Origin of the sequence: Staphylococcus rostri (assembly GCF_002902145.1) — a bacterium.
GTDB lineage: Bacteria > Bacillota > Bacilli > Staphylococcales > Staphylococcaceae > Staphylococcus > Staphylococcus rostri.
This window is the reverse complement of sequence record NZ_PPRF01000026.1, coordinates 16,643-31,506: the sequence shown is the minus strand read 5'-3', so window position 1 is coordinate 31,506 and position 14,864 is coordinate 16,643. Positions and strand designations below refer to the sequence as shown.

The following is a 14,864-nucleotide window of genomic DNA, read 5'->3' as shown; positions in this document are numbered from 1 at the left end:
TTCTTAGAGTTTTTTTAAATGAGGTTGTGAAAGGAGCAGTTAGCGGTTGAACAATCTTTGCATACGCATGAGATTTCTGTTCTTTAATAGAGATTATCTTTATTCTTTCCCTATTTCATTTACTCATTCATTTATATTAGTGGCAGTAGCTGACTGATGTCTGACTTCGCCCTTGGCTTGTCACACTTCTAGTCAGCCTTGCCTGGGCACTACTACGAAATCTTTGCTTACGCATGAGATTTCTGTTCTTTGATAGAGATTATCTTTATTCTTTCCCTATTTCATTTACTCGTTCATTTATATTAGTGGCAGTAGCTGACTGATGTCTGACTTCGCCCTTGGCTTGTCACACTTCTAGTCAGCCTTGCCTGGGCACTACTACGAAATCTTTACTTACGCATGAGATTTCTGTAGTGCTCCAAAAAAAGTCTAGCAAGTAGGCACACGCCACTTACTAGACTTCTGTTATTGTTATGATTGGTCTTCCGTATGATCTGGGTTAAAGTTCACCTTAAAGTCACTTACCGGCCAAAATCTCAATGATACTTTACCAACGATTTGGTCTTTATCAATCAATCCAATTGTACGGCTATCTTTGCTGACTTCACGGTTATCCCCTAACACTAAGTATTTATCTTCTGGTATTTGATATTTACCGTCACTACCTTGTAATTTCTGAGAATTTAAAGGTCCTGTGATTTCATCATAAGTTTTATGTTTTAAGTTATATGCAAGATACGGTTCATCTATCTTCTTACCATTTAAATATAACTGATCATTCTTGTATTCTACATGGTCGCCCGGCTTACCAATAATACGCTTTACATAATCATTTGATTCATCGGCATGGAACACAATCACGTTGCCATTATCCAAATGCCCTAATGTTTTACCAATCTTATTGACGATTAAGCGATCACCATCTTTTAATGTTGGATACATCGAATCACCCTGCACATTATACGGCTTGATAATAAATGTATATAAAAATCCAACAACGATTAGCGCTAAGCCTATCGAAATAATCCATTCCATTGTCTCTTTTCTCACGTTTGACACCTCTTTAATGATAAAAGTCGGGATGCATCTGTCGCACTATTGATGACACGCAAATTCGCACACCGATTCGACATATGTATTGGTGCTTATAAACTGTACACCCCATTGAACTCCGACTAAAACTGTACTTCTCATCTTATCATAAAAACAGATTAGAACGTTAATGTTTTCTATAGATGTCATATTTCAATATTGTAACAAAAACACATGATGCACGTTTCTATTATAATTATTTTTCAATAGTAGTTTTGATATTAAAGATTATTTGTTTCGTCTACTATGTGAATACTGACTATATAAAATGCACACGATGATTCATACCTTAACTCCCATATTAATACAATATATAAACTGCTGTCCAAACAGGTTCACTGAATTTTACATAACTTTTAATATTAAATTTATATCCCAATACACATGAGATATGGTATATTAAAAAAGCACTCTTCCCCAGAAGGAGGTGTATGTAAGTGACAATTATACTTTTTGCATTGTCCCTGGTTATTTGCCCTGTTATTACCGGCATCATTGCGAACTACTTATACGACAGGTTCAAATAATCACAAAAACCCCACAAAGCTTTGGACGGCTGTGGGGTTTTTATATGCAAATGACAATAATACTCTTATTACATATAGATTAGTATATTTATAAAGCATTGTCAATAGTTAGGCTACATTGCCATATTGACCACTCTGATAATTACATACCCAGTTGTTACTGGCAACATCACAAATCACTTATACGACAAGATAAAATAATAATCATCCCCCACAATGCTTTGGACGGCTGTAGGGGGTCATGCACTATGGGTCTTAATATTTTCTAATAACAGTACCACTTTGTTTCCTATATTAGTAAAACAACTAAACAATATAATTCATCTACACACATAATAGAACACACGCTACCGATATGGATAACGTGTGTTGTATATACATTATAAACGTGCTTCTAAGTCTTTTTTCTTATCTTCAAAACCTGGTTTACCAAGCAATGCGAACATATTTTGTTTGTATGCTTCTACACCTGGTTGGTTGAATGGGTTCACACCTAATTGGTAACCACTCATAGCGACAGCTAACTCAAAGAAGTATACAAGGTAACCATATGTTTCAGCATCTAATTTAGGAAGTGTAATCACTAAGTTCGCTACGCCACCATCAGTGTGTGCTAATAATGTACCTTCAAATGCTTTTGTATTTACTTCATCAACTGTTTTACCAGCTAAGTAGTTTAAGCCATCTAAGTCATCTGCATCTTTTTCAATTGTAATATTGTGTTTTGGTGTCTCTACTTTTAATACCGTTTCAAATAAGAAGCGACGACCTTCTTGAACATATTGTCCTAATGAATGTAAGTCTGTTGTAAAGTTTGCACTTGATGGATAAATCCCTTTCAAGTCTTTACCTTCAGATTCACCAAATAATTGTTTCCACCATTCATTGAAATATTGTAATGATGGCTCATAGTTAATTAACATTTCTGTCGTATAACCTTTGTTGTATAAAACATTACGGATCGATGCATATTGGTATGCGATGTTTTGTTCTAAGTCATCTGATGACAATTCTTCACGTGCTTTTGCCGCACCCGCCATCATTGCTTGAATATCGATACCTGCAACGGCAATCGGTAATAAACCAACCGCTGTTAATACAGAGAAACGACCGCCGACATCATCAGGTACTACAAATGATGCGTATCCTTCATTTGTCGCAAGTTGTTTCAATGCCCCTTTTTCTTTGTCAGTTGTTGCGAAGATACGTTTAACCGCTTCTTCTTTACCATATTTTTCTTCTAATAATTGTTTGAATAAGCGGAATGCCACAGCTGGTTCTGTTGTTGTACCAGACTTAGAAATAACATTCACTGAGAAATCTTTACCATCTAAGTAGTCGATTAATTCTTGTGTATAAGATGAAGAAAGATGATGACCAGCAAAAATAATTTCTGGTAAATCACTATCTTTTTTAAATGCAGGTGTCAACATTTCAATTGCTGAACGTGCACCTAAGTATGAACCACCAATACCGATAACGACTAACACATCTGAATGTGCTTTGATTTCTTCAGCTGCTGCTAAAATGCGTTCAAATTCTGCTTTATCGTAATCAACTGGTAGATCAACCCATCCTAAAAAGTCGCTGCCAGCCCCTGTGCCTTCATGGATTGTGCGATGAATCAGTTTCACTTGATCTTGTTGCTGCGATAATTCATGTTGTCCGAAAAATTGTAATGCCTTTTTGTAATCAAACTGGATATGTGTCATGCACTTTGCCTCCTAATTTAACTGAACTCATCTTTATTTTACTAACATATATTTGCAAATTCAATCAACTTAAATAGTCCGAAAAATTACGCTATTCGGTTATGTATATTTATTTAAATACTTGCATATTAAATCATAACGTGCTAATATATGACTTAAGCAAAAACAATTAAACACAGAGGTGACGGTTTTATGAAACAGAAGGTAGTATTAGCATATTCAGGTGGTTTAGACACAAGCGTGGCCGTGCAATGGCTCATCGAACAAGGTTATGATGTCGTTGCATGTTGCTTAGACGTTGGTGAAGGAAAAGATTTAGATGTTGTATATCAAAAAGCGTTAGATATGGGTGCGATTGAATCACATATCATTGACGCAACAAAAGAATTTGCAGAAGCATACGTTGGATATGCCATTAAAGGAAATCTTATGTATGAACAAACGTATCCACTCGTGTCTGCTTTATCACGACCTTTAATTTCAAAAAAACTTGTCGAAATTGCACATAAAACAGATGCAGTAGCGATTGCACACGGTTGTACTGGTAAAGGGAATGACCAAGTACGTTTTGAAGTGGCAATTAAAGCATTAGACCCTAGCTTAAAAGTCATTGCGCCAGTTAGAGAATGGGGCTGGAGCCGTGAAGAAGAACTGGATTACGCGAAAAAACACAACATTCCAGTACCGATTGGCAAAGATTCACCATACTCAATCGACCAAAACTTATGGGGTCGTGCTAATGAATGTGGTGTGTTAGAAGATCCATATGTGGCACCACCTGCTGATGCATTTGATTTAACAAGAGAATTAGAAGATACACCAGATGAAGCGGATGAAATTATTTTAACGTTCACTGAAGGTATCCCAACACATATCGATGGAAAAGCTTATGAATTAGATGACTTAATTTTATATTTAAATGACCTAGCTGGAAAACACGGCATTGGACGTATTGACCATATCGAAAACAGACTTGTCGGTATTAAATCAAGAGAAGTATATGAAGTGCCAGGTGCTGAAGTCATCTTAAAAGCACACAAAGGTTTAGAGACAATTACCCTTTCAAAAGATGTTGCACATTTTAAACCAGTGGCTGAAAAGCAATTGGCAGAACTTGTATACAATGGTTTATGGTTCTCTCCATTAACTGATGCGTTAAAAGTATTTATCGATCATACACAAAAATATGTAACTGGCGACGTACGTGTCAAACTATTTAAAGGCCACGCGGTTGTAAATGGTAGAAAATCTGACTATACGCTATACAATGAAAAATTAGCAACATATACAAAAGAAGATGCATTCAATCAACAATCAGCTGTTGGCTTTATCGACATTTTCGGCTTACCAACACAAGTGAATGCGATGTTACACGGAGGTTATGCAGATGAGTAAAAAAGCATGGGGCGGTAGATTTGAAGAAAAACCTGAAGATTGGGTAGATGCATTTAATGCGTCTATCCACTTCGATAAAAACCTAGTAGATGAAGATATTCAAGGTAGTATCGCCCATGCTACAATGCTTGCAAACCAAGGCATTTTGACGCAGGACGAGGCCTCAACGATTATTGCCGAACTCAAAGTCATTCAACAAGATATTCACGACAACAAAGTCCCGTTGCAAGAATCGTTAGAAGACATTCATCTTAATATCGAACATGAACTGATTCAACGTATCGGCGCTGTCGGTGGCAAGTTGCATACCGGACGTAGCCGTAATGACCAAGTTGCAACGGATATGCACTTATATACAAAAAAAGAAGTTCAAAACATCATTGAAAGTATCGCCGCTTTTCAACAAACGATTGTCAACTTGGCAGAACAACATGTCGATACGATTATGCCCGGCTACACACACTTACAACGTGCGCAGCCTATCTCATTCGCACATCACGTCATGACATATTTCTGGATGTTAGAACGTGATAAGTCAAGATTTACAGATGCGTTGAAACGTATCGACTTATCTCCGTTAGGTGCTGCCGCATTAAGCGGAACAACCTATCCGATTGACCGTCACGAAACACAACAGTTGCTTGGCTTTGGCGGTATTTATGAGAACAGCTTGGATGCGGTTAGTGATCGTGACTACATTGTTGAAACGTTACACAATATTAGCTTAACGATGGTACACTTATCACGTTTTGCTGAAGAGATTATCTTCTGGTCATCGGAAGAAGCGAAGTTCGTAACATTATCTGACGCCTTTTCAACAGGTTCTTCAATCATGCCACAGAAGAAAAATCCGGATATGGCTGAATTGATTCGTGGTAAAGTCGGACGTACGACTGGTCATTTAATGAGTATGTTGATGACGCTTAAAGGCTTACCACTTGCGTACAATAAAGATATGCAAGAAGACAAAGAAGGTTTGTTTGATGCGGTGCATACGTTAAAAGGCTCATTGAAGATTTTTGAAGGTATGTTAGCGAGTATGACAGTGAATACAGACAGATTGGCAACGACGGTTCGCCAAGACTTCTCGAATGCCACTGAACTTGCGGATTATCTTGTGATGAAAGGCATTCCGTTTAGAGATGCACACGAAATTGTCGGCAAGCTGGTACTATGGTCTATTCAACATGATATGTACCTGCTGGATGTACCATTAGATGTGTATCAAGCACAAGCACCAGAAATTGAAGAAGATATATACACATACCTGCAACCTGATGAAGCGGTCAAACGTCGTAAAAGTTATGGTGCTACAGGTCAAGACGCTGTGAAACACCAAATTGATGTTGCTAAACAATATTTATAAATAGATACAGGGGATAAGACACGCGCTTATCCCCTTTTCAATGCCTTATACAAATGTTTAACTGCCATTAGATTTATCTTTGTTCATCATCGTCATGAGATAGATAGCTCCTACTACAATGAACAGCGTCGCAAAAAGCCATTCTTGCTTAATGACAAATACAACACCTGCTACTAGAAAAATTAAACTGATGATTAACGCGAATGTGTTACGTTTCATCGTTTTCCCTCCAGTTATATGATTAAGGACTAAAATCTCGAATTGAATGCTTCTGTATAATATCCCACGTACTTTACTTATACATATTATATCATTTGCAAACTAACAAATACCATTCATTACATCATTTTCAAAAATGTGTCTGACTAAACACATTAACCACAATAGCTCTTAATTTCGTTAAGTTTTAGTAAAGTTCGTTAACTTTCTATGAAAACGCTTGCTTTCTATAACTATTTTCATATAGTTTTAAAGAGGATAATTATTCTAAGGAGGCGTTTTAATGAAAAATTCTTCAAAACTCTTACTTTCTACGGGACTGATTGCTTCACTACTCGTATCCCCTATTGGTGCTATCGATTCAGTCCATGCATGTCCTCAACATCACGCACATGGTCATCAACTAGCTTCTCCACTATCTCCAAGCAAGAATAACGTACTTAACAAAAAACATGTTAATATCGGTCATCGCGGTGCGAGCGGCTATGCACCTGAACATACTTTTGCGTCATATGATAAAAGTTTAAATGAAATGGGGGCTGATTATTTAGAAATCGACCTTCAAATGACGAAAGATGGTCACCTTGTTGCGATGCATGATGAGACTGTTGACCGTACAACTGATGGTACTGGTCGTGTAAGTGATTATACACTCGGGAACTGAAACAGCTCGATGCAGGCTCATGGTTTAACGATACACATCCCGAACTTCAAAACCCAGCTTATCAAGGTCAAGAAGTCCCAACATTAGATGCAATATTTGCACGATACGGTACAAAGGCGAATTATTATATCGAAACAAAATCGCCTGACGACTATCCAGGTATGGAAGAAAAATTGTTAGCATCGCTTAAAAAACATGGCTTAGACAAGAAAAATCATCTAAGCAAAGGAAAAGTGGTCATTCAGTCGTTCTCTCAAGAAAGCTTATTAAAAATGCACAAATTCAATGCGAACATCCCACTTGTACAATTGATGGATAAAGGGCAACTCCAGCAATATAATGACAAAGACTTATCATATATTAGTAGCTATGCGATTGGCGTCGGTCCAGATTATACAGATTTGACGGCAGAAAATACACAGCACTTACGTGAACTCGGTTTTCATATTCATCCGTATACTGTTAACGACCGTGATGCAATGACACGATTGAACGACTATGGTGTGACAGGTGTCTTCACTAACTATCCTGATATTTACCACGATCTGATCCAATAACGAAAAAGCAGAGGCGCACACAATCGGCGTCTCTGCTTTTAAATGTATTGTTTTATGCCCAGCCACGATATCTAGCCGCTTCAGCTGTACGCTTAATACCCACGATATACGCTGCAAGACGCATATCAATTTTGCGATTTTCTGATAAGCTATAAATCGTATCAAAAGCTGTCACAAGTTTTTCACGTAACTTTTCATTCACTTCTTCTTCAGTCCAATAGTAACCAGTATTGTTTTGAACCCATTCAAAGTAAGATACTGTTACCCCACCAGCACTTGCAAGTACGTCTGGTACTAATAAAATACCGCGTTCTGTTAAAATTTTCGTTGCTTCTGGTGTTGTTGGGCCATTTGCTGCTTCTACCACGATATCCGCTTTAATATCGTTCGCATTGTCAGCAGTAATTTGGTTCGCAATCGCTGCCGGTACTAAAATGTCACAATCAAGTTCGAATAATTCTTTGTTAGAAATTGTATCTTCAAACAAGTTCGTCACTGTACCAAAGCTATCACGACGATCTAATAAATAATCAATATCTAAACCTTCTGGATCGTGTAATGCACCGTATGCATCAGAGATACCTACAATCTTAGCACCTGCGTCATACAAGAACTTCGCTAAGAAACTACCTGCATTACCGAAACCTTGAATGACAATACGAGAGTCTTTGATTGTTTTGCCACGGCGTTTCGCAGCTTCTTCAATCGCAATAACAACACCTAATGCAGTCGAGCGGTCACGACCTTGTGAACCACCGAGTACAATTGGTTTACCCGTAATAAATCCTGGAGAGTTAAATGCATCCATTTGGCTGTATTCATCCATCATCCAAGCCATGATTTGAGAGTTTGTAAAAACATCTGGTGCTGGGATATCTTTAGTTGGTCCTACAATTTGTGAGATCGCACGCACGTAACCACGTGATAAGCGTTCTACTTCATGAATACTCATTTGACGTGGGTCACACACGATGCCCCCTTTACCTCCACCGTATGGAAGGTCAACGATACCACATTTTAACGTCATCCACATAGACAATGCTTTAACTTCTTCTTCATCTACATCTGGGTGGAAACGCACACCACCTTTAGTTGGTCCAACAGCATCATTGTGTTGTGCACGATAACCTGTGAAAGTTTTAACTGTACCGTCGTCCATTCTTACTGGAATACGTACTGTCAAAAATCTTAATGGTTCCTTGATTAATTCGTACATTCCATCATCAAAGCCTAATTTGTGCATCGCTTCTTTAATGATGCCTTGCGTTGACGTCACTAGATTATTTTTTTCAGACATGATCCATCTCGCCTCTTTTTCCTACTTTTGTTTTCGCTTACATGAGTATTGTAACATATGCCAATCTTTTTTAAAGCCTTTTGTCTCTAAGGTTTTTCATTGATTACTTAGTTTCTGAAAACACTTTCTTAACTTTGTCAATCGCATAGTCAAGTTCTTCTTTTGTAATCACCAATGGCGGTGCAAATCGAATTACTGTATCATGCGTTTCTTTACATAAAATGCCTTCTTCTTTCAAGCGTTCACAGTATGGACGTGCATTTTCATGCAATTCAACACCGATGAATAAACCACGACCGCGCACTTCTTTAATCGCTGGGTGCTCAATTTCAAGCAATGCATTTTTGAAATATTCTCCAAGCTCTTGAGAACGTCCTGGTAAATCTTCGTCCACGATAACATCTAATGCCGCGATAGAAGCCGCACATGCAAGTGGGTTCCCACCAAATGTTGAGCCGTGTGAACCTGGTGTAAACACATCTAACACTTCTTTGTCTGCTAATACAACTGAAATTGGGAATACACCGCCACCCAGTGCTTTACCTAAAATATACACATCTGGTTTGACATTATCCCAGTCTGTCGCAAATAACTTACCTGTACGACCTAAACCTGCTTGAATCTCATCAGCAATAAATAATACGTTATGCTCATCACATAGCTCACGGACTGCTTTTAAATAGCCTTCAGGTGGGATATTGATACCTGCTTCCCCTTGAATTGGCTCAATTAAAACAGCTGCTGTATTTTCATTAATTGTTTCTTTTAAGCTTTCAATATCGCCGAATGGTACGTTTTGGAAACCTTCTAATAATGGGCCATAACCACGTTGATATTCTTTTTCTGATGAAATCGATACAGGTGCCATCGTACGACCGTGGAAGTTACCTACCATCGCGATGATTTCTGCTTCATTTGGCTTGATACCTTTTACTTCATACGCCCAACGACGTGCCGCTTTTAATGCAGTTTCTACCGCTTCAGCCCCTGTGTTCATCGGCAGTGCTTTTTCTTTGCCTGATAACTTACAAATTTTTTCATACCATTCACCTAAGTTATCACTATGAAACGCACGAGATACAAGTATTACTTTATCCGCTTGATCTTTAAGCGCTTGAACGATTTTAGGATGACGATGGCCTTGGTTTACTGCAGAATAAGCAGCCAGCATATCCATATACTTTTTACCTTCTGGGTCTTTCACCCATACACCTTCTGCTTCAGAAATAACGATTGGCAGTGGTAAATAGTTATGTGCACCATAATGGTTAGTCAATTCGATAATTGCTTCAGATTTGTTTGTCACGCGTATTCTCCCCTTTACACTTTGGTTATATAAACAGAGGGTACATCATTCACAGTTAAAAACGTCTACATGGTCGATTCGTTTCAATCATTCTGTAAAGACATACCCTACTTTCAATCAAGATTGCTATGTTAGCTCGTTAATTTTTAAGTTCTGTTCTTATAAATGTTCAGAAACTGTGCGACCTTGCATGTGTAATACTAAGTAGTCTGGGCCACCAGCTTTTGAGTCTGTTCCTGACATTTTGAATCCGCCGAATGGTTGGTAGCCAACAACTGCACCTGTACAACCACGGTTGAAGTATAAGTTACCTACCATAAAGTCACGGCGTGCTTGTTCTAATTTCATTCTGTTGTTTGAAATGACGCCACCTGTTAGACCATACTCAGTATCATTTGCCACTTGGATTGCTTCATCAAAGTCTTTAACTTTTGTGAAACCAATAACTGGACCGAAGATTTCTTCTTGCATGATACGAGAGTTTGGATCTAAGTCAGCAAAGATTGTTGGGTGAACAAAGTTACCTGTTGATTCGTCAACGTTACCACCTGTTACTAAGCGACCTTCTTCTTTACCAATCTCAATGTATTTTTTGATTTTGTCTAAAGATTTTTGATCGATAACTGGACCTACATACGTATCTGGATCTGACGCGTTACCCACTTTAATTTTTTCAGTTTCTGCTTTGACGCGTTCTAATAACTCATCGTAAATGTCTTGGTGTGCAATGACACGTGAGCATGCTGAACATTTTTGACCAGAGAAACCAAACGCTGAGTATACAATTGCATCTGTTGCCACTTGAAGGTCTGCTTCACTGTCAACAACAAGTGCGTCTTTACCACCCATTTCAGCGATAACACGTTTGATATGATTTTGACCTTCTTGAATAACCGCAGCTTTTTGAATAATTTCTTTACCTACATTTTTAGAACCTGTAAATGAAATTAAGCCAACGTCTTTATTTTCGATTAAGAAGTCACCAATTTCACTTGATGAACCTGGAATCCAGTTTACAACCCCTTTTGGTAAACCTGCTTCTTCAAGTACTTCCATAAATTTATAAGAAATGATTGGTGTGTTTGATGATGGTTTTAATAATACAGTGTTACCTGTTACGACTGGCGCAACTGTTGTACCTGCCATAATCGCATAAGCAAAGTTCCAAGGTGAGATAACAACACTTACACCAACTGGTAAATAGTCGAATTGATTGTATTCACCTGGGCGACTGTTAACTGCTTTACCGTCTTTCAATTCAAGCATTTGACGACCGTAGTATTCCATGAAGTCGATTGCTTCAGCTGTATCCGCATCCGCTTCTTTCCATGGTTTGCCCCCTTCTTTAGATAACAACGCTGAGAATTCGTGCTTGCGTTTTCTAGTGATTGCAGCCGCACGGAATAACACATTCGCACGTACTTTTGGATCAACATTACGCCAAGTTTTAAATGCTTCTTTCGCTGCTTCTAAGGCTTTTTCTGCATGTTCTTGTGACGCTTTAGAAACATAACCAATTGTTTCTTCTCTGTTTGATGGATTATACACACGCGTTGTGTCGTCTGTGTATACACGTTCTCCTCCGATAATGAGTGGATACGTTTGACCTAATTCACTTTCCACTTTTTCAAGAGCGCGAAAATACGCTTTGCGGTTCTCCTCTTTCGTGAAATCTGTAAATGGTTCATGTTTGTATGGAATCATTCAAAAATCCTCCTTTGTTTTATTGAGAAAGCTTTATACTTATCATGACACAAAATAGCATCATTTGTAAAAGATTTTTCAGTCTTTACTGAATTATCTAATTATATCAATTTTTGATAAACTTCAGCGTCAATCTAAGTATATGCATCCATGATTATATCCATCATATAAAAGCGCTTTCATTTACAAGCATTATAGCCATAATTTAGACAAAATTGCAACTATAACAAGCTGTAATTACTAAAAAATTAGTGGCTATCTAGAATATGAACGTATCTTCATATCGTCATAGGTACTTTATTATCATGATTTCTCTCCTTTCTTACACAATCAAATCTTATTCATGCTGCTTAATTCTTTGTTTACTCCAATCAAAAAAAGGTTTCAATATTTAATTTTTGCATGGGTAAGAGATACTTTTAGCAAGGTAATACATCGGACTTTTATTTAATTTATGTGTTGTATAATTAGGATAAATTTCAGAAATATGCTATTATGAAGTTGTTAAATTTCAATCATATAAGGGGTTATGCATGTTGAAGAAACAGTATCGTGTCGGTCAACATATCAAGGTGCGTGTGACTGGTATTCAACCCTACGGCGCTTTTGTTGAAACCCCTGACAATACTGAAGGCCTTATTCATATATCTGAAGTCATGGATGATTATGTCCATAATTTAAAAAAACTTTTAACACCAGGGCAAATTGTCAAAGCTAAAATTATTTCTATTGATGATACCGGTAAGTTAAATTTATCACTGAGAGACAATGATTACTTTAAAAATTATGAACGTAAAAAAGTGAAACGTTCAGTATTGGATGAGATTAAAGAAACTGAGAAATACGGGTTTCAATCTTTAGCAGAACGGTTGCCAACTTGGGTGAAACAATCTAAAAGAAGAATTGAAGATACATCTAAGTAACACGTACATAAAGAGCCTAGGTGCCATTGAGGTGCACCTAGGCTTATTTTATGTACTGAAATGTCTGAAGTTGTTTTTGCGGCTGACTGTCCCATTTCAGATTTAAGTTCACTCGCCAAAACTTGTAACTCCGGAAAATAGTTATTTGCAAAGCAGAGGTTATGAGAGGAGCGGTTAGCGTTTGAGCAGAACCCGAGCAATGAGCAAAATTGCTTTTCAAATTTTGTCGAAGTGCGAAGTTCTGTCAAAAATGCTGCTCCTTGAACACCGTTTATCGAATTCCCAATATGCAAGTTTATTGTAGTCTGAACCCTAATGTTCTATCTTTTGGAATTGTATCATCTATCAACTGTAAAAATTCGTTATGGTCAATATCATCCAACTTCACTTTATCTAAATATTTTGTAATAGCTAAGAAAAGTGCATCAAATACGTCATGTTCAAAATCAAAATCTAATAGTAATAAGCTAATTGAATTTGTTTCTAATACATTATCATTGATTCTATCTGACAGTTCTCTAATTGCTTGGTATAGCAATCTAAAACTTTCTTTGTTTGTCAGCATGATGATTCCTCCCTTCTTAACGTCCTACATTATTCATTTCCCCACTTAAACAAACAAAACCCCAGGCACAGCTTTTACGCTATGTCTAGGGTTTATCTCATTAGTTCACTTGACACGTTTGTTGCAATTGAACCGCTTCTGTTGCTTTTTGTAAACATGCATCTTTGGGCAATGTAACTTCAAATGAAAACTGAAAAATCTGTTGAAATGCTTCTGCAATAGCAATGGGTTCACCGTAGTGATGTACCGCATCCATCATCTCATACACTTCTGCATCGCCTAACGTTAGATCATCAAAATTCATTGGATTCCATGCTGCCAACAGCTGGTATAACTGGATATTCAATTCATTATTGGACATGATGCACGCTCCTTACCACTTGTTATTCTCCATCAATATCGATTGACTCAATCACAACGTCATACATTGGTTTATCTTGTGCACCAACTCGAACGTTTGCGATGTCTTCTAAAGTGTCTTCACCTTCAATTAACTGACCAAATACTGTATGTTTTTGGTCTAACCAAGGTGTGCCGCCTTTTTCACGGTATGCTTCTGCAATCTCTTTCGGCCAACCGCCATCTTCTAATTGATCTGCCATTTGCGCAGGAATGTCTTTCATTTGAACGATAAAGAATTGTGAACCGTTCGTTCCAGGACCTGCATTGGCCATTGAAAGCGCACCATAAATATTGAACGCTTGCATTGAGAACTCATCTTCAAATGGACCGCCGTAGATGCTTTCGCCACCCATACCTGTCGCAGTTGGGTCGCCACCTTGAATCATAAAGTCATTGATAACACGGTGGAATGTTATGCCATCGTAGTAACCTTTTTTAGAAAGTTCTACAAAGTTTTTCACTGTTTTTGGTGCAATGTCTGGAAATAATTTTAATGTCATATCCCCTTTATTTGTGTGCATAACCACTTTAATTTCATTATCTTGTATTTCTTTTGTCAATTGTGGGTAGTTTGTCATTTTAATGCTCCATTCATGATAAAATTAAATATACTCATTATTTTAACACATTTAAGAAAGGATGGAATTAACATGCTTTATCGTTTTGCACATAAAACAGGCGTTTATGTTGTTGAGGTGGTAGATGACGCGAGTGATCAAGTGCTCGTTAAGGTTGTTCAAGTGATCAAACACCCGAGACAAGGCGACTTACATAGCCCCAATGAAGTAGAAGGCGTGTTCTTTCATGAGCGCAAAGCTTTGAGCTTATATGAGAAGCGCTATACATCACAGAGTAAGTTGAAACCTTTCGAAGGAGAACGCCAAGACTATACAGCATCATTGCAACAAGCACTGACAAAGTTAGAACGTGAAATGCAGGAAACTGATACACCATATACACGTGCTGCGTTACAATGTCTTGCTAATTTAAAGGTCGATTATGAACGTCAATATAAAGTTGCTTTTGAGTAAATATTTTCCCATTTCTACTTATTTAAAAGTGACTTAAAAATGCGTAACTATGCGACGTGCCATGATTTTCACACCTTTCATAATCATGTATAATAAGCATATCG

General features: G+C 37.6%; 12 protein-coding genes and 2 pseudogenes. 5 read left to right on the top strand and 9 right to left on the bottom strand.

Going from position 1 to position 14,864, the window contains the following annotated elements:
• Positions 1–471 precede the first annotated feature (471 nt).
• Positions 472–1,050 (bottom strand): signal peptidase I, encoded by a 579-nt coding sequence (lepB, locus tag CD122_RS04825; protein WP_103357870.1) that lies wholly within the window; start codon positions 1,048–1,050, stop codon positions 472–474.
• A gap of 949 nt (positions 1,051–1,999) precedes the next feature.
• A complete protein-coding gene (locus CD122_RS04820; protein WP_103357869.1) occupies positions 2,000–3,331 on the bottom strand; it encodes a glucose-6-phosphate isomerase in 1,332 nt (443 codons plus the stop codon).
• A gap of 192 nt (positions 3,332–3,523) precedes the next feature.
• Between CD122_RS04820 and CD122_RS04815 the strand changes: the two genes are divergently transcribed.
• Positions 3,524–4,726, top strand: coding sequence for an argininosuccinate synthase (locus CD122_RS04815; RefSeq protein ID WP_103357868.1), 1,203 nt, complete (start codon positions 3,524–3,526; stop codon positions 4,724–4,726).
• Entirely contained in the window at positions 4,719–6,092 is a 1,374-nt protein-coding gene (gene argH, locus CD122_RS04810; RefSeq protein ID WP_103357867.1) for an argininosuccinate lyase, read from the top strand. Before CD122_RS04815 ends, argH begins: the two co-directional genes overlap by 8 nt.
• A gap of 57 nt (positions 6,093–6,149) precedes the next feature.
• Here the strand turns inward: argH and CD122_RS11880 are convergent, their stop codons facing one another.
• On the bottom strand, positions 6,150–6,311 hold the full coding sequence (locus tag CD122_RS11880) for a hypothetical protein (RefSeq protein WP_169926461.1): 162 nt from the start codon (positions 6,309–6,311) through the stop codon (positions 6,150–6,152).
• Positions 6,312–6,594: 283 nt separating this feature from the next.
• On the opposite strand from CD122_RS11880, the pseudogene CD122_RS04805 reads away from it, so the two are divergent.
• Positions 6,595–7,532 (top strand): annotated as a pseudogene (locus tag CD122_RS04805) (glycerophosphodiester phosphodiesterase).
• 52 nt (positions 7,533–7,584) lie between these two features.
• Here the strand turns inward: CD122_RS04805 and CD122_RS04800 are convergent.
• The 3 genes from CD122_RS04800 to pruA all read right to left on the bottom strand — a co-directional run bounded on the left by CD122_RS04800 (position 7,585) and on the right by pruA (position 11,839).
• Positions 7,585–8,829: a Glu/Leu/Phe/Val family dehydrogenase gene (locus tag CD122_RS04800; protein ID WP_103357866.1), complete on the bottom strand. Its 1,245-nt coding sequence runs from the start codon at positions 8,827–8,829 to the stop codon at positions 7,585–7,587.
• A gap of 103 nt (positions 8,830–8,932) precedes the next feature.
• Positions 8,933–10,135 carry an ornithine--oxo-acid transaminase gene (locus CD122_RS04795; RefSeq protein ID WP_103357865.1) on the bottom strand — a complete coding sequence of 401 codons (1,203 nt, stop codon included), beginning with the start codon at positions 10,133–10,135 and terminating at the stop codon, positions 8,933–8,935.
• 159 nt (positions 10,136–10,294) lie between these two features.
• Complete coding sequence (gene pruA, locus CD122_RS04790; protein ID WP_103357864.1) at positions 10,295–11,839, bottom strand: L-glutamate gamma-semialdehyde dehydrogenase; 1,545 nt, start codon at positions 11,837–11,839, stop codon at positions 10,295–10,297.
• Between the two features lie 533 nt (positions 11,840–12,372).
• On the opposite strand from pruA, the gene ygs reads away from it, so the two are divergent.
• Complete coding sequence (gene ygs, locus CD122_RS04785; RefSeq protein WP_373694252.1) at positions 12,373–12,762, top strand: S1 domain-containing post-transcriptional regulator Ygs; 390 nt, start codon at positions 12,373–12,375, stop codon at positions 12,760–12,762.
• An 83-nt stretch (positions 12,763–12,845) separates the two neighbouring features.
• Here the strand turns inward: ygs and CD122_RS12585 are convergent.
• The 3 genes and pseudogenes from CD122_RS12585 to CD122_RS04770 all read right to left on the bottom strand — a co-directional run.
• A pseudogene (locus tag CD122_RS12585) lies at positions 12,846–13,327 on the bottom strand (hypothetical protein); the annotation flags it as partial.
• A gap of 100 nt (positions 13,328–13,427) precedes the next feature.
• A complete protein-coding gene (locus tag CD122_RS04775; protein WP_103357862.1) occupies positions 13,428–13,688 on the bottom strand; it encodes a DUF1871 family protein in 261 nt (86 codons plus the stop codon).
• A gap of 22 nt (positions 13,689–13,710) precedes the next feature.
• On the bottom strand, positions 13,711–14,307 hold the full coding sequence (locus CD122_RS04770; protein ID WP_103357861.1) for a peptidylprolyl isomerase: 597 nt from the start codon (positions 14,305–14,307) through the stop codon (positions 13,711–13,713).
• 72 nt (positions 14,308–14,379) lie between these two features.
• Between CD122_RS04770 and kapB the strand changes: the two genes are divergently transcribed.
• Positions 14,380–14,760 carry a sporulation phosphorelay system protein KapB gene (kapB, locus tag CD122_RS04765; RefSeq protein ID WP_103357860.1) on the top strand — a complete coding sequence of 127 codons (381 nt, stop codon included), beginning with the start codon at positions 14,380–14,382 and terminating at the stop codon, positions 14,758–14,760.
• The last annotated feature ends 104 nt before the right edge of the window (positions 14,761–14,864 follow it).